Origin of the sequence: endosymbiont of Ridgeia piscesae (assembly GCF_001443665.1) — a bacterium.
GTDB classification, from domain to species: domain Bacteria; phylum Pseudomonadota; class Gammaproteobacteria; order Chromatiales; family Chromatiaceae; genus Endoriftia; species Endoriftia persephonae.
Genome location: NZ_KQ557120.1, coordinates 38,229 through 53,310, shown reverse-complemented (window position 1 = coordinate 53,310; position 15,082 = coordinate 38,229). Strand labels below are relative to the sequence as shown.

12 protein-coding genes, 1 pseudogene and 1 CRISPR repeat array are annotated in these 15,082 nt (G+C 61.4%); of the genes and pseudogenes, 2 read left to right on the top strand and 11 right to left on the bottom strand.

Features of this window, described 5'->3' with window-relative positions; genetic code table 11:
* Positions 1-62: 62 nt before the first annotated feature.
* Positions 63-2,441, top strand: a complete 2,379-nt coding sequence (locus tag Ga0074115_RS04405; RefSeq protein ID WP_057955366.1) for a serine/threonine protein kinase — start codon at positions 63-65, stop codon at positions 2,439-2,441.
* Positions 2,442-2,767: 326 nt separating this feature from the next.
* A complete protein-coding gene (purT, locus tag Ga0074115_RS04400) occupies positions 2,768-3,970 on the top strand; it encodes a formate-dependent phosphoribosylglycinamide formyltransferase (RefSeq protein ID WP_060528249.1) in 1,203 nt (400 codons plus the stop codon).
* A 423-nt stretch (positions 3,971-4,393) separates the two neighbouring features.
* Positions 4,394-5,093: direct repeats of the CRISPR family, unit length 29 nt; unit sequence CGGTTCATCCCCGCGGGTGCGGGGAACAC.
* Positions 5,094-5,207: 114 nt separating this feature from the next.
* Here purT and cas2e read toward each other — a convergent pair.
* From cas2e to Ga0074115_RS04350, 11 genes and pseudogenes are all read right to left on the bottom strand, one after another.
* A complete protein-coding gene (cas2e, locus tag Ga0074115_RS04395) occupies positions 5,208-5,507 on the bottom strand; it encodes a type I-E CRISPR-associated endoribonuclease Cas2e (protein ID WP_057956490.1) in 300 nt (99 codons plus the stop codon).
* Positions 5,488-6,399: a type I-E CRISPR-associated endonuclease Cas1e gene (gene cas1e, locus Ga0074115_RS04390; protein ID WP_057956489.1), complete on the bottom strand. Its 912-nt coding sequence runs from the start codon at positions 6,397-6,399 to the stop codon at positions 5,488-5,490. Before cas1e ends, cas2e begins: the two co-directional genes overlap by 20 nt.
* A gap of 3 nt (positions 6,400-6,402) precedes the next feature.
* On the bottom strand, positions 6,403-6,618 hold the full coding sequence (locus Ga0074115_RS17225; RefSeq protein ID WP_157292658.1) for a type II toxin-antitoxin system RelE/ParE family toxin: 216 nt from the start codon (positions 6,616-6,618) through the stop codon (positions 6,403-6,405).
* Positions 6,619-6,686: 68 nt separating this feature from the next.
* Complete coding sequence (locus Ga0074115_RS04385) at positions 6,687-6,911, bottom strand: addiction module protein (RefSeq protein ID WP_005966013.1); 225 nt, start codon at positions 6,909-6,911, stop codon at positions 6,687-6,689.
* A gap of 23 nt (positions 6,912-6,934) precedes the next feature.
* Positions 6,935-7,612 carry a type I-E CRISPR-associated protein Cas6/Cse3/CasE gene (gene cas6e, locus Ga0074115_RS04380; protein WP_057956488.1) on the bottom strand — a complete coding sequence of 226 codons (678 nt, stop codon included), beginning with the start codon at positions 7,610-7,612 and terminating at the stop codon, positions 6,935-6,937.
* Positions 7,612-8,373 carry a type I-E CRISPR-associated protein Cas5/CasD gene (gene cas5e, locus Ga0074115_RS04375; protein WP_057956487.1) on the bottom strand — a complete coding sequence of 254 codons (762 nt, stop codon included), beginning with the start codon at positions 8,371-8,373 and terminating at the stop codon, positions 7,612-7,614. Before cas5e ends, cas6e begins: the two co-directional genes overlap by 1 nt.
* Positions 8,374-8,376: 3 nt before the next feature.
* Complete coding sequence (gene cas7e / locus Ga0074115_RS04370) at positions 8,377-9,480, bottom strand: type I-E CRISPR-associated protein Cas7/Cse4/CasC (RefSeq protein WP_057956486.1); 1,104 nt, start codon at positions 9,478-9,480, stop codon at positions 8,377-8,379.
* Positions 9,481-9,587: 107 nt separating this feature from the next.
* Positions 9,588-10,064 (bottom strand): type I-E CRISPR-associated protein Cse2/CasB, encoded by a 477-nt coding sequence (gene casB, locus Ga0074115_RS04365; protein WP_057956485.1) that lies wholly within the window; start codon positions 10,062-10,064, stop codon positions 9,588-9,590.
* Positions 10,061-11,649: pseudogene (gene casA / locus Ga0074115_RS04360) on the bottom strand (type I-E CRISPR-associated protein Cse1/CasA). The gene casB and the pseudogene casA overlap by 4 nt, the downstream one beginning before the upstream one ends.
* Positions 11,646-14,369: a CRISPR-associated helicase/endonuclease Cas3 gene (locus tag Ga0074115_RS04355; protein ID WP_057956484.1), complete on the bottom strand. Its 2,724-nt coding sequence runs from the start codon at positions 14,367-14,369 to the stop codon at positions 11,646-11,648. Before Ga0074115_RS04355 ends, casA begins: the two are co-directional and overlap by 4 nt.
* Positions 14,370-14,389: 20 nt before the next feature.
* Positions 14,390-15,019, bottom strand: a complete 630-nt coding sequence (locus tag Ga0074115_RS04350; RefSeq protein WP_057956483.1) for a YbhB/YbcL family Raf kinase inhibitor-like protein — start codon at positions 15,017-15,019, stop codon at positions 14,390-14,392.
* Between the last annotated feature and the right edge of the window lie 63 nt (positions 15,020-15,082).

Here is a 15,082-nt window from a genome sequence, read left to right as displayed (position 1 = left end):
GTTAATAAGGTAAGAAATCCCCTGTATGGCCGATAACCCGGCAGAGCTATAGGGGAAAGTGGATGACGCTAAACCAGATCGGGCGTTTCAAGGTGGGCAAGAAGCTGGGGGCTGGGGCCCAGGGCACGGTCTATCTGTGCTTCGATACCCAGCTGCAGCGCCGGGTCGCGATCAAGCTGCTCGATCGCTCGGTAAAGGAGTCGGCGCAGCGCGGCGAGGCGCGCGCCATGAGCCGGCTGCAGCATCCCAACATCGTCTCTATCTACGAGGCCGGCGAGCAGCGCGGTCTGCCCTTTATGGTGTTCGAGTATGTGGAGGGAGAGCTGCTCAGCGATCAGATCCGTTCTGCCAGGCTGGAGCTACCCCTGACACTGAATATCTTCCGCGGCATCCTTCAGGGTATGGCGGAGGCGCACCGAGCCGGTATCGTGCATCGGGATCTGAAGCCCGGCAACATCATCATCAATCCGGATGGGGTGGCCAAGATCATGGATTTTGGCATCGCCCGTCTGCTTTCGGAGGGGCGTGAGCGGGATCGGTCGCGCATCGGCACGCCGCGTTACCTGGCCCCTGAGTACATCAGTCGCGGTGAGGTGGGAGCGCCGGGGGATGTCTTTGCCCTCGGTCTGATCCTGGATGAGATGCTCACCGGGATGCCGGTGTTCAGTGGCAGCAGTCAGCAGATCGTATTGGACAGCATCCTCAAGGCCCGGGTGCAGCCGCCCTCGTGCTTCAATGAGGCGGTGGATGAGCGCCTCGACCGGTTTGTTTTGAAGGCGTTGGAGAAGGATCCTGATGCGCGCTACGCGGATGCCGGTGACATGCTCAAGGCCTTCGAGGCGCTCAAGGGCGAGCCGGTAGAAGAGGTGGATGGCGCCCATGGCACGGTCGAATTTTTGCTGCGTCGGATGCGCCGCAAGAGCGACTTCCCCGTGCTCTCTCAGTCGGTACGCCGGATCAATGCCATGTCGCAGGTGAGTGGCAAGGATGCGGGGCAGATGGCGAGCGTGATCGTGAAAGACTTTGCGCTGACCAACAAGATCCTGAAGGTGGTCAATTCTGCCTACTACGGTAGATTCTCCGGCAAGATTGGTACTGTCTCCCGGGCGGTGGTGGTGCTCGGTATCCAGGCGATCCGCTCACTGGCAGCTTCGCTGATCTTTTTTGAGCACCTGGGGGACAAGCAGCAGGCGGAGCGGCTGCGGGAGCAGGTCTCGGCTGCGATGTTCAGTGCGGTGTTCGCCAGTCAGCTGGCCCGACAGCAGGGTGAGAACGATACGGAGGGGTTCTTTCTGGCCGCTATGCTGCGGGATCTGGGCAGGATCCTGGTGGCGTTCTATCTGCCGGATGAGAGCCGCGAGGTGGAGCGGCTGCAGCAGCTGGAGTCGTTGCAGCCAATCCAGGCGCAGCACCAGGTGTTGGGGGTCAGCTTTGAGACTGTCGGTATCGAAATTGCCCGGCAGTGGAATTTTCCCGACTTGTTGACGGATGCAATGAAGCATTGGAAGGAGGATCGGCCGCCCACGAGTGAGACCGAGCGGCGACGCATGCTTGCCGCCTTCGCCGGGGATGCCACCCGACTGATGGCAGAACAGGGAATCGGCGACAGTCAGGCTGTCAGCAGGTTGCTGGAGCGTTATCGAAAGGGCCTCGGTTTTGATCGCAAAACCTTTCTTCACCTGAGTCGCAACGCGATGGATGAATTCAAGGCCTATGCCAAGGTACTGAACAGCGATATCTCGCAGGGCTTTGTCAGCAAGATTGTCTCCGGCAGTGGCAAACCGCCAGCAACCGAGCCCGTGGGCGATGCTCAGCCGGGTGGCGGTGCGACGCTTCCGGATGGCCTGACAGAGACCCGTATCCTCAATGGCAGTAACGAGCAGGAGGGGGTGGAGCAGGCAGTGACGGCGGAGAGCCTGATCACGCCACAGGAGAGTGAGACATTGCTGATGGACGGACTGCAGGAGGTGACCAGTCTGATGGTGGCGGATTGTGAGATCTCCGAACTGTTCAATGTGGTGTTGGAGACTATGTACCGCTCGATGGGATTCCGCCGTGTGGTACTGGCGTTGTACAACCGTCAGAGTGGTGAAGTGATGGGGCGCAGTGGCTTTGGGGACGATTTGGAGCCGTTCATCAAGGCGTTCCGCTTTCCGATGAAATACAGCGTGGATGTGTTCCATGGGGCGCTGAAAAATGCGGTAGATGTCTACATCGCCAACACTGCAGAGCAGAAAATGCAGCAGGACATCCCGCAGTGGTACAAACAAATTTCCAACGCCGGCTCTTTTCTGCTGTTTCCATTGGTGCTGAACGGTCGGCCGCTGGGACTGATCTATGCGGATCACCCGCAGCCCGATGCGCTTGAGATCGATAAGAAAAAACTCAACCTGCTGAAGGCGTTGCGCAACCAGATCCTGCTCGCACTGCGCAGCCAGTGAGTCGATGGGGGTATTGAGCAGGCGCTCAATGTGCAGGAGAGTCGAGCTTGCTTGTGGTCGCACTGGAGGCGTCGGTTTCTCCAATATCAATGTGTAAATAATATCGATAGCCGTTTGGAAAAGCCCCGGGTTTCCTTGTGTTTACCTGTGATAAATGTGGATCGTTTTACGACCAGGTCGGAGTGTAGGAAATTCATACCAGATATGTGGGGGTGCCCAGATCAGGCAGCTGGGTGGTTTGGGCGGCGATTTAAAAACGGGGAACTGGAGGTGAGTCGAGAAGAGTTGATAAGCTCCCGGGAGACTTCACCCAATCGGAGAAAAATATGCAGATCGGCACCCCTCTCTCAGCCTCGGCAACCCGTGTGATGCTGCTCGGTAGTGGCGAACTGGGCAAGGAGGTGATCATTTCCCTGCAGCGGCTTGGAGCAGAGGTGATCGCGGTGGATCGCTATCCGCATGCGCCAGGGCATCAGGTGGCGCACCGCTGGTATGCCATCGACATGAGCGACCCGGCGGCACTGCGGGCGCTGGTGGAGCAGGAGCGCCCACATCTGATCGTGCCGGAGATCGAGGCGATTGCCACCGATGAGCTGGCGCGCATCGAGACCGAAGGGCTGGCGGAGGTGATCCCGACGGCACGCGCCGCCCAGCTGACCATGAATCGCGAGGGGATACGTCGGCTGGTCGCCGAAGGACTTGGCCTGCCCACCTCAGGTTACTCGTTCGCCGAGAGCCTGGAGGCGTTGCAGCAGGCGATCGATGGTGGGGTGGGATACCCCTGTATCGTTAAGCCCGTGATGTCATCCTCCGGCAAAGGGCAGTCGACATTGCACGGACCGGAGGATCTGGAGTCGGCCTGGAACTATGCGATGCGCGGCGGACGGGTGCAGCATGGCCGGGTGATCGTCGAGGCGATGATCGCGTTCGACTATGAGATCACCCTGCTGACGGTGCGTGCTGCAGATGGGGAGGGAGGCATTGCAACCCACTTTTGCGAACCCATCGGCCATCGTCAGGACCAGGGGGACTATGTGGAGTCCTGGCAGCCACAGGCGATGAGTGCGCAGGCCTTGGAGAAGGCGCGGCAGATCGCGCAGCAGGTCACCAGCGCCCTGGGCGGGCGTGGCATCTTCGGCGTGGAGCTGTTCATTCGCGCTGAGCAGGTTTGGTTCTCGGAGGTCAGCCCACGCCCCCATGACACCGGCATGGTCACCATGGCCAGCCAGTACCAGAATGAATTTGAACTGCATGCCCGCGCCATTCTCGGCTTACCGGTAGATACCAGCCTTAGGGAGAATGCTGCCAGCGCCGTGATCTACGGCGGGCTGGAGGCGAAAGGGATCGCCTTCGAGGGTGTGGCTGAGGCGCTGCAGATACCGGGTAGCGACCTGCGCCTGTTCGGCAAACCCCAATCCTTTACCCGACGCCGCATGGGCGTGGCGCTGGCCCGCGCTGAGAGTGTGGAACAGGCCCGCGAACGGGCGCTGGAGGTGGCGAGGCGGGTTCGGCCTGTACCCGGAGAGTGACCTCGCTTCAAGAAGGGAATATGGGGCGGACTTGGTTGATCCCACAGCTGAGGAAAGCCCGGCGCGGAGATTGCCTGAGGTTGTTCGGCTCTTGATGAGGGGGCAGATGAGCCTTAGCGAGAGCTGAACTGCCAGCCGATCAACATTAGCAGGGCGGGGGCAAAAAGAACCTCCATACAGCCAGAGAAGCCGCAATGCCCCAAAAGGTGACGAACGAGAGTGTCAGCAGATTAGTGATCATACAGAGCGAAATGTAGGCGCTGTGCCGCCTTGCGGTTAAACGTGTAGCTAGTTTCGCAGCTGGTGACGTGCCACGGGTGCGGGGGAACCACAGATTCAGTAGCGGAGATAATCGACACTCCGGGCCTATCCCCGCGAGTGCGGGGAACATCAGTTATTACGCGAGGCAATCAGATCGTAAGTCGGTTCATCCCCGCGGGTGCGGGGAACACGGCGATTATCAAGGGATACGAGGCAGTCCAAAAGGTTCATCCCCGCGGGTGCGGGGAACACTTACGGCGTCAGAACACTGGCGCTCATTGATGCGGTTCATCCCCGCGGGTGCGGGGAACACATCGCACCTATGTCCGTCGACTGGCCGAGTGCCGGTTCATCCCCGCGGGTGCGGGGAACACCAATAACGCCTTTGTGGGCGCGGAATATTGACCGGTTCATCCCCGCGGGTGCGGGGAACACCACATGGATCATCCGCCAGAACGGAAAGAATGCGGTTCATCCCCGCGGGTGCGGGGAACACTTCTAAGCCGTCGGATATTTGCGGCCCGGAATCGGTTCATCCCCGCGGGTGCGGGGAACACGACCCAACCCCGTAGCCAGCACGAAACGACCACGGTTCATCCCCGCGGGTGCGGGGAACACAGTACCAGGGCAAAGCCAATCTTGGCAATTGCCGGTTCATCCCCGCGGGTGCGGGGAACACCCGCCAGGAATCGGTAACTATCTCCGGGGTGGCGGTTCATCCCCGCGGGTGCGGGGAACACACAAAAAAGCCGAAAGGCAAGCAGTTAATGTTCGGTTCATCCCCGCGGGTGCGGGGAACACGTGGATGATCGCCATCGTCAGCACCACCAGCCCGGTTCATCCCCGCGGGTGCGGGGAACACTCTTATTCTATCTATTTGATAGAGATAAGAAAAATCACCGTGTTGAGTTCTACCGATCTTTTTGGCCGATCGGATGGTTTCCAATCGAGGTGCTTGAAGGTCATTTCCAGGTTGTTAAAGAGCATTTTTTTCTTCCGTTTCGGGAAGAAATGCAACCAGGCGGATGCCGTCGAAGTCGACGGGGATTCTGCGGTTCGTACCAAGGGTTTTGAAGTCGTAGCCCGATTCGGTGTTGGTGCTCCAGGCCATGATGGCGTTGCCGTTCTCGAGTCCTTCTTCCACCTGTTCCCAGATGAAGTTACGCAGCCGGGCCGAGGGGTTGCCGACGTAGATGCCGGCGCGGACCTCTACTAGCCAAACGCCGAGGCGACCGCGCAACCGGGGTGGGATGGCTTCAGTTGCGATGACCAACATCTCCCAGTCCTTTCTCTTCGGGGATGGCGACGGGCTGAGTGTCCGTCGGTGGTTTGGGGGGGGGCAGTTCGCCGGCGGCCAGAATCTCTTCGATGGACGGGATGATCTTCCCGAGCAGTTTGCTTTGGCGGAAGTGGTCGCGGCAGGCGAGGCGGACTTTACGCTCGGGTTGTGCCGGCGCTCGTGCGGCGATCTGGAAGGCGATGGGCACCACGCTGTCGAATTTGAAGACGTCGGCGATATCGTAGACAAAGGAGAGTGGCTTACCAGTGTGGATGAAGCCTACCGCTGGGGCGTAGCCGGCGGCCAGCACGGCTGCTTCGGTGATGCCGTAGAGGCAGGCGGTGGCGGCGCTGAGGCAGAGGTTGGGCAGATCGCTTTTGTCCCATTGGCTGGGGTCGTAGCTGCGGCCCTTCCAGCTGACGCCGTGACGCTTGGCGAGCAGTTGGTAGGTCTTGCGCACCCGCGCCCCCTCAATGCCGCGTAGTTGATCGATGCTACGTTTGGCTGGTGGCTCTTCACCGAAGCGCAGGGCGTACATCTTGCGCACCACCTTGAGGCGGGCCTTTTCGTCCAGGGCAAGCTTGGCCTGGTAGAGCAGCCGGTCGGAGCGTGCCCCACCGGGCTGGCCGGAGGCGTAGAGCCGAACACCCGCCTCGCCGACCCAGACCAGCAGGGTGCCGACCCGGGCGGCGAGGGCGGCGGCGCGGTGGGAGACCCGGGTGCCGGGTTCGAGCATCAGGCAGGCGACGCTGCCAACCGGGATCTGGGTGCGCACGCCGGTCTTGTCGATGACGACGAAGGCGCCGTCGAGTACGTCGATCTCACCGTATTCGATGAAGAGCATGGAGATCCGTTCCTTCATGGCGATGGGTTTGAGTGGCGGCAGCATGGTTTATCGGTCGCTCCAGCCTAACGGAGAACGTTTCTGGTGCAGTACGGCATGGATAGTGATTTTGTTTGCAGTTGGCTGGTAATAAACCGCATACGGAAAACGATGGGTTAGCGCTCTATGAATGTCTGTGCGCACTTCGGGAAAGATCCGTGGGTTTTCGATGATCTGCTCAAATAGTCGATAGATCTCGGTGAGGAGTGAGTCACCTACGCCAATCTGCTATTGGTTGTACCAGTGTATTGCGGAAGAGATGTCTTGCTCCGCTTCCTTGCGGATTATTAAGATCATTGTTTGCCAAGTCGTTTTTTTACGTTTTCCCAAGAGTCGGTTTCAGCGTTCTCGTCAGCCAGACGTCTATCCAATATATCTTTGTGCCATTGTGGTACGGGTACTGCTTCTGGTGAGGTGGCAATTGAATCCCAGATGGCTTCGACAAGCGCCAGCTTGGTGTCGATCGGCATGGCATCAATATCGGCTTGGGTGATTTTGCTCATGGTGTTGGAGGTCATTTGAGATCTTCCTTGAGTATGATCTAGAGGCGGCGGACGAGCAATAAGCCGCAGCCGAAGGCCTTGGCGGGGCCAAGACCGGTATAGAGCAGTTGGGTGAATGGCTCGGGGTCTTCCACCTGCAGGGTGCCCTCGAAATCCAGGCTGCTATGGGTGATCGGTTTTTTTGCCCCCTTCTTGTGGCTGTTCTGGGGCTGGTAGCCGTCGACACGCACCGCTTCGAGATTGGCCCCATGGCGGGCAAGTCGTTCGGCCAACCAGCGCTCACCTGCCTGCTGGATCAGCGTCGGCAGGTGGGGACGCTCGGCGGTAGGAAGTGTGCTCCAGCCGATCTGTTTTTTTGCGTCCATGACGATGTCGTGGCGGCTTGATCGTCCCTGTGCGTTTTTGCGTGTGACAACCGGGTTGGCGCGTAGCTGAAAGGCGAGCCGCTGGCCGCTGTGGAGTCTGGGGCGGTACGTTTTTGTCTCGATCTGCCAGATCGCCGGGTCGGCCTCCGGCTGGCGTTGCGAGAGCAGCAGGTAGCGCTGGGTTCCGTTCCTTTTTTCGGCACGAAACAGAAAGTCGCGCTCGGCGTTTGGATCGCGGGGGAAGAGCTGCCAGATGAGCTGGTGTTCCCGGTAGGTAGATGAGTTGTCGAACTGCTGGGCGAGGTGCATTGGGGCGGTGTCTGGCCGCAGGCGGATTTGGCTGATGAACATTAGCTGTTGTCCTCCTTGAGGGGTTGCGCGGCATAACATTCATTGCGTGGATCGAACTGCCAGCGCCTGCGGCTGCGTAGGCAGTCGCGGCGTGGGTAGATCATCTCTGTCTGCATGCCGGGGGCGGGTTCGCTTTCTTCCCAGAAAAAACGGATCAGATCTGGGCGGGGGAGGGCATCACCATAGGCATGGCTCTTCTGGGTAATCTCATCGAGCTGGGTGAGGCTGTCGGGGTAGGCAGCGAAAGCGCTGCTGAGGCTGTCGGCGATGATGATTTCCGGGGCGAGCGGCAGTGCCAGAGGACAGGACTTCCGGCCTAGGTAGAGGGGCAGGGCTGGACGTTGCAGAGCGTGTTTGATCCTGTCGAGACTGATCTTGGCGTCTGTGGCCAGGCTCAGGGCGATGCTGGCGGCGGTGTCGGTGCGGTAGTCGCGCTGGGAGAGGATGGTGTGCAGCTTGTCGGCGTTGAGTTCGTCCCGGCGGGTGTAGTGACGTACCTTGCGCTGCTGCGGCGGCACCTGGGTGGTGTGGTAGTCGCGCAGCAGTTCACCGGGGGTGTCGAGGCGCACGGCGATGCGGCAGCCCCGGTCGAGTGCCAGCAGCTGTGCCTCATTGTCCCGGGTGATGCCCAATGCGGCAGCGACCAGCCCGAGCACCCCGGTGCGGGTGGGGTGGCCGTGGCTGGGGCGGAACTCGCCCACTGCGGTGTCGCCCCAGGCGGCCATCGGGCCGTAGAGACGGAAGAGCAGATAGTCGGCCATGATCTAGTCTCCGGTGGCGCAGGCGATGATGGCGTCGAGGCTCCCCTCGCCGGTCCGGGCATTGAGGCGCGCCGGGTTCTCGATACCATCGCCGTAGACCGCGTCCATCCGCTCCCGGGTCTGTTCCAGGGCGTCGATGGCGTTGGTGAGCAGATCCTGACCGGCCACCGGTTTGAGGAAGGCGACGGAGAGGGAGCGGGGCTGGGCCTCGCCCCGTTCGCAGAGGATGTAGGAGGCTCGTGCCCGGGAGGCGAAGCTGTTCTGCTTGCCGCCGGGGGCGACGGTGGCGGCGGCTCGGATCAGTGCGTCGAGAGTCTTGTCCGCCAGCTCCGTATCGCCGGAGAGGTTCTTTCTGAGCAAATCCCGGTCGATGCAGATGTATTGATAGAAGAGTCCGGCGGCGAACTCGGTCTCGCCCATGTGGCCGGCCCCCATGTCCTCTTCGCCGTTGTTCAGGTCGTCCACCGCGGTGAAGAAGTCGTCTTCCACCGTCACTTTGTGGACGCTGATGGCGTGGGCCACCTGGGCGGCGGCCTCGGTGTTGTATTTGGGGCTGGAGGCGAGCATGCGGCCGAACAGGGCGATGTCGGCGGCGGTGTGACGCTCCCGCAGCAGGGCGAGCCGTTCCTGGGTGGGGGCCTCGCCGGAGGCGGCCAGTTCGTCCACCAGGGCGTCGATGGCGGCCAGCTCCTCAGGACTGAAGTGGGCGAGTTGTTCGATCTCCAGTTCAACCATTAGCTTGGCGGTTTTCTCTGGCTCTTCCATCTGCTTGACGGCTTCCAGCTCCTTTTTCGAGAGGCTCTTCAGCTTGCCGAATTGACCGGCGATCTGTTTGGCCCAATCCATCGCCTTTTTTCCAGACACGTCTTTGTCGATCAGCGATTGGTAGATTTTTGGCCCCATCTCCTTGGTGCGAGTGCCAAGGTGGTCCTTGAGCGCCTGCTCGAAGCTGTCGGAAGTGCGCCAGGCCCGCTTCAGGCTCTGAGATGAGACCCGCAGCCGGTTGGCGCCGCCCATCATGGCGGTTTTGGGGCGGCCCAGGTCGTCCCGGTTGAGGTTGGCGGGTGGGTAAGAGGTGAGCAGGTGGAGCTGTACGAATTGAGTCATGGTTTCTTCCTTGTTGCTTTGTGTCCGGGGTCGGAGTCAATTTTGTTCGTGAGTATTGCTGTCATTAGTTAAGGGAGGAGCCAAAATTGACTCCGATCCCTGGCCAATCAGCCTGCGGCTTTTTCTGGGGTGTTGGGAAAGTAGTAGAAGGCCCAGTCTTTTCTGACCTTGTCGCCCCAGTAGAAGACCGAGCTGATCAGGTCAGGCAGGTTGGCCCTGTGGTCGAGCATGCGTAGGATGCGGATCATGGCGCCGTAGAGGTCGGTCCGGTCCCGTTGCAGCAGGCGACGGAAGCGCAGTTCGCTGACGACAGGGGGGTTGCCCGCCATCTGATAGGCGAGCTTCTGCCCGGTGGTGTGCCGCACATGAGCCAGCAGACCGACCACGCTGGCGAGTTGGCGCTGTTCCTGCGGCTCTGGTTTCAGCCGCTGGCAGAGGCGTTGGAAGGCGGGCTGGAACATCACTTTATCGGGGCTGGTGCAGCGACGCAGTTCCGCCCTTGTGCCTTTGTTGTTCTCCAGTCCCTGCCACCATTGGATGAGGATCTCGGTGGCGTGTGACTCCTTGTTCAGGGTGAGGCTCATGCGGCTTTCTCCTTGTGCTTTGGCAATTCCAGAATCTGGGTTCTCAGCTTCTTGCCGTGCAGCCAGTTGTTGAGTCTTCGATGGGCTTGGGCGATACGGCGCGGGTTGACTGCCTCGAAGTCGCCCCGGCTGGTCCAGTAGTCGAACAGGTCGAGCGCGGCCTTTTTCAGCTCCCCGTGCCAGACATCCAGCAGCGCCTTGCCATCCTTCCCTGCTTGCAGTTGCTGTTTGAGCTGTTGCAGATGGGCATAGAAGGCACTTTCGGTGTGGCTGAAGAAGGCTTCGGTTAGAAAGGCGGTGTCTCCCTTGGCTTCACTGGGGCGCTTGAACCAAGCCTCTTTGATGCAGCTGCGGGTGACGCCGGCAGTATCGGTCGCGGCCTCTATCAGCTGTTTGGTGCGCTGGGTGAAAGTTTCGCGGATGGCATCATCGAGTGGGTAGAGGGGGAAGGTGGTTTCGTACCAGCAGCGGGCCTTCATGTTGTCCATGTCGTAGCCGAAGGTGTGCAGGCGAAATTGTTCCTCAGGCAGTTTCCGGTAAGAGAGAAAGGTGCTGACCACCTGTGCCGGTTGTCGATTTTCCTGTTTGCTGACCAGACCAGACCAAGCCAGTGGCGGTAGCTGAGTCCGCCGGGTTGGGCGTGTTGCGGCAGTAGTCCTCCCTCCTTGTTGGCAACGTGGGGGCTGAGGGGATGGACCCAGGCGCCGTTGTAGTTGATGCCGTAGTTTTGTGTAATGTAGTCGCTGACCAGTTGGTTCGATGCCCGGTTACAGAGATCGCAACGACCATCCTCAGTGGTTTGCCAGTTGAGGTGTATTCGGCGCGGCATGCCCCAGTACATCTGCAGCGGGTGCCCATCCAGCGGGGTGGTGTCCTGGCCTGTCTTTGCCTCGCTGGTGCGGGTGGCGGCGAGCCAGGGGAAGGTGGCCTCCGGTTTCTTTGGGGTGCCGTCTCCAAGCCCACCAATTACGCTTTTTTCCAGTACGTTGAGCCAGCAGGCCCGCCAGAGGGTGTTGTCGAGCTGGCTGCCGGCAGGGTCAAGGGCAATTAGTGTGCTCAGCGGGCCGCCGCCGCGCAGGGAGGTGCGGTGTCCTGCGCCGCCGGCGGGGGCATTGGTCTGTAGCGTAAAGAGGGCGGTGGCGGCACAGCAGGGGCAGAGTTTTTTAATGCCACCGCGCTTGATGAAGTGGTCGGCGTTTTGTTTCAGAGTTTGTGCGCCCGGGGCGTCGATCAGCAGGTTGGCAATCGGTTTCTCATCGCCATTCAACGGCTCGAAAGCCTGCATGAAGAGAGGGCTATTCCCCATCAAATTGAAAGAATCGGCGAATGGTTCGAAGTGTTGTTTGAGGCTGGCTGGTGAGGGCGGGTTTTCCAGCCATTGCTCCCACTTGTCGTCGCTTTCTGGTGGGCAGGCAATCTGCAGTACCCCGATCAGGAATTGCAGCAGGGCACCGTTGAAGTCGGGGCGGGGGGCGGCGAGGGCGATGATCGGGTCGGCCGATTCGGTGATCTGCCAGGGGGCGATGAGTGTTTCGTGGCCGCTGGCGCGGCGGATGGGTATCCAGGGGTCGTCGATCAGGTTCATTCCTTGTCCTCCATGGCCTGTTGTTCCCGTGCGGTGGTGAGGCCGGTTTCCGGGGTGTAGTAGAGGGCGGATGTGTCGCCCTTTGCGTCCCGCACAATACTCTGCCACTGACCAGGGGATTGTTCAATTAGCGGCAGCAGAACCCCCCACTTGCCCTTGGCGGGCAGACTCTCCAGACAGGCGTCGATAGCCGACTGCGTGATTTCATCGTTCGGTATCGATTCTGATATAAGCGCGCTGCGCAGGCTGAGACTGCTGCGTTGCCAACGGAAGTCGCCCTCGTCGCACCAGGGTTCGAGCCGCCTCTCCCGCCAGCGAGCGAGCCAGACGGTGGTGCTCTCCTCGCCGAGGCGGGTGGGGGTCTTGGTGTCATCGATCCAGTTCCAGGCGTCTTCCCGGGAGTAGCCGGATGGGAGGTTGAGGGCGTTTTGAATGGCGAAGCTGGCGGCGGCCTTGTCGTCGCCCTCGGCTCCCAAGCTGACCGCCAGTAATCCCTCGGGGGGTTCAGCCTCTTCGCCATAGACCCCTTCGATCAGCCCCCGGGCATCTTCCGGCATGGCGAAGCCGCCCCGTTCATACAGCCGTTTCATGCCGAGCCAGAGCTGACCGTGGTCGGGGTAGATGGGGGCGACTCGAGGGAAGGTCGCCTTGAACCAGTCGCTGTCGGGCGTCTCCGTCCACTCGGGGGTGTGGAGGGTAAGGGTGGGCTGGCCGCGCCGGTCGTCACCGTCGATGCGGTTACCCTGGGGGGCGCGGCTGTGGCGGTGGAGGCGGCCTGCCCGCTGGATCAGTAGGTCAATGGGGGCCAGGTCGCTGATGAGTCGGTCGAAATCGAGGTCGAGAGACTGCTCCACGACCTGGGTGGCGATGAGGAGGCGGCCCCGGCGCGCCTCTTCGCCACTGTTAGGGCCGAAGCGGGCCACCACCTGCTGTTCGATGTTGAGCCGGTCGTCTAGGGCGAAGCGGGCGTGGAAGAGTTCGATCTGCCACTCGGGGTGATCGGCTTTGAGCTGTTGCCAGGCCTCCCGTGCATCGGCCACGCTGTTGCGGATCCAGCAGGCGCACTCACCGTTGGCGACGACCTCTTTCAGGATGGCGGTGATGGCGTCGATCTCGTGGACGAATTCGACCACCACACGCCGCCGCACACTGGGGCGGGTGGCGAGGGGATATTCCCGGATCTGTTCGCCGTTGTAGTGGCTGAGCAGGGGGTAGGCTGTTTGTTGCGGTTCGAGAGGATGTTGGCTCAATCCATCGCTGAAGGCGTCGATCAGCGCCTGGCGCTGCCGCTGGGACAGGGTGGCGGAGAGCAGGATGGCGCTGCCACCGGCCATCGCCTGGGCGGTGAGCAGGCGGCAGAGCAGTTGCTGCATGTAGGCGTCGCAGGCGTGGACCTCGTCCACCAGCAACACCTTGCCGAGCAGCCCCAGCAGGCGCAAGGACTGGTGGCGGCTGGGGAGGATGCCGAGCAGGGCCTGATCGATGGTGCCGACGCCGATCTCCGCCAGCAGGGCCTTCTTGTGGTGGTCAGCGAGCCACTGGCCGCAGTGGGTGGAGGCAGGGGGTGGGTCGTCGTGATGGTAGCCGCTCTCGGGGTGGTGGGTTGCGGGGATCAGCGACTGGTGGAACCGCGCTGAGAGATTACGGGCGCTGTGGGCCAGCACCAGGGAGGGGGTGCTAGCCTCGCCGTAGAGTTGGCGGTAGCTGTCACCGAGGCGGTCATACATGGCGTTGGCGGTGGCCATGGTCGGCAGGCCGAAGTAGAGGCCATTGGCACTGCCTCTGCTCATCAGGCGGTGGGCCAGCAGCAGCGCGGCTTCGGTCTTGCCGGCGCCGGTAACGTCTTCGAGGATGAAGAGTTGGGGGCCGTCCCCCAGGGGCAGTTGCGTTACCTGTTGCTGGAGCGGTGTGGCCTGTGGGTCGTCTGCGCCGGGGATGAGCTGTTGCAGTGACAGTTCTGCGCTGGGGTGAGCGGGGAAGAGTTCGCAGCTGGCGAGGGCCTGGTCTGCCTGTTGCAGGGCTTTGTCCCAGTAGTCGGCCAGGCTGATCGCCTTGGAGCAGTAGCCAAAATAGTCGGCATTGGAGCCGATCCAGTCACAGAGTACGGCGAACCCCGCTAGCCACCAGGAGGCGGCCTTCATGCGGTCGGTGGTGAGGTCGGGAAAGCGGAGGGCGTCGGGTAGCAGCAGTTGACGGGCATCATCGGCGAAGGCCAGCAGCGCCTGCTCATCGGCAGGGGTGAAGTGGTCGATCCGCAGCCATTCGGTTAGTTCCGGCGGCTGGCCGTGGTGGCCGGTGACCGCCAGCATCCAGTAGTCGGCGGGGATCTGGCCGCGCCGTCGGTGGGGCAGCACGCCCTGTTCCTGAAGCCTGGGTTTCAGGCGTGATTTCCAGATGTCGTAGCCGAGGGTGTCGTGATGCCGGCTGTAGCCCTTGGTGGGCTGGTGGTTGGGGGCGAGGTCGGGCCGTAGTTGCTGGAAGCTGGTGGCGAACTTGCCGATGTCGTGCAGGGCGAGAAAAAATACCGTCCAGCGGATTAGTTCATCTTCGCCGAGTCCGGTGAGGCGGCAGAGTGATCGTCGGATTGGCTGATGCTGCTCCAGTAACCGCTGGCCCACTGCCGCCACATCCAGGCAATGGTAGGGCAACAGGTGGCAGGCCCGGCTCTCCTTCTCTCCCGCCTTGCCCCAGTAGTGGTGGTAACTCGTATTCGCTTCCATGTGAATCTCCTGGTTGGGTTTCAGGCCGGCACCTCTGGGTTCATGCTGTAGGTACAGGTGAGCCTTGCCTCGGCCAGGATGTGCCCCTTAATCGCCTCACGCACCTCAGGCCCGCCGAAGTTACCTTCGACAGGGCAGTGTTCGATGTCCAGCGCGTAGAGGGTGAAGTGATAGTGATGCGGGATGCTGTCGTTCCAGGGCGGGCAGGGGCCATCGTAGCCGAAGTATTGGCCTTCCATTTCGGCATCGCTACTGAACCAGTCGGTGTAGTTGTTGAGGCCGCGGCGGGAGCCGGCTGGTCCTCCCCGCGGGGATTTGCCGCGGGGGGTGATCTCGCTGGAGTCGGCGCCTTCGGCCAGCTCCCGACAGTCAGCGGGGATGTCGACCAGCACCCAGTGGAAGAAGTCGACTCGCGGCAGGTCAGCGGGTACTTGGCGCCCCTCCTGATTGACGTCGTCGGCGCGGCTGGGCACGTCCGGGTCGTGGCAGATCAGGGCGAATGAGCGAGTTCCCTGCGGTATCTCGTCCCATGCGAGATGGGGGCTGATGTTGTCGGCCAGGCTGACATGGCTGGTGGGGTCGGCTTGGCAGAAGGCAAAACGGCGGGCGATTGGTGCGCTATCGGTGAGGCTCTGGCTGGTCAGTTTCATCGGCTATCTATCTCCGGCTAAGGTTTTCTATTAAGGTGTCTGCGTGTGAACAAGGCTGATCCT

Excerpts from the sequence above, each read along its gene's own strand:
- Ga0074115_RS04385 (WP_005966013.1), bottom strand. The coding sequence starts at position 6,911 with ATGACCTCCAACACCATGAGCAAAATCACCCAAGCCGATATTGATGCC.
- casB (WP_057956485.1), bottom strand. The coding sequence starts at position 10,064 with ATGAGCCTCACCCTGAACAAGGAGTCACACGCCACCGAGATCCTCATC.
- Ga0074115_RS04405 (WP_057955366.1), top strand. The coding sequence starts at position 63 with ATGACGCTAAACCAGATCGGGCGTTTCAAGGTGGGCAAGAAGCTGGGG.
- Ga0074115_RS04350 (WP_057956483.1), bottom strand. The coding sequence starts at position 15,019 with ATGAAACTGACCAGCCAGAGCCTCACCGATAGCGCACCAATCGCCCGC.
- Ga0074115_RS04355 (WP_057956484.1), bottom strand. The coding sequence starts at position 14,369 with ATGGAAGCGAATACGAGTTACCACCACTACTGGGGCAAGGCGGGAGAG.
- cas1e (WP_057956489.1), bottom strand. The coding sequence starts at position 6,399 with ATGCTGCCGCCACTCAAACCCATCGCCATGAAGGAACGGATCTCCATG.
- cas2e (WP_057956490.1), bottom strand. The coding sequence starts at position 5,507 with ATGTTGGTCATCGCAACTGAAGCCATCCCACCCCGGTTGCGCGGTCGC.
- cas5e (WP_057956487.1), bottom strand. The coding sequence starts at position 8,373 with ATGGCCGACTATCTGCTCTTCCGTCTCTACGGCCCGATGGCCGCCTGG.
- cas7e (WP_057956486.1), bottom strand. The coding sequence starts at position 9,480 with ATGACTCAATTCGTACAGCTCCACCTGCTCACCTCTTACCCACCCGCC.
- purT (WP_060528249.1), top strand. The coding sequence starts at position 2,768 with ATGCAGATCGGCACCCCTCTCTCAGCCTCGGCAACCCGTGTGATGCTG.
- cas6e (WP_057956488.1), bottom strand. The coding sequence starts at position 7,612 with ATGTTCATCAGCCAAATCCGCCTGCGGCCAGACACCGCCCCAATGCAC.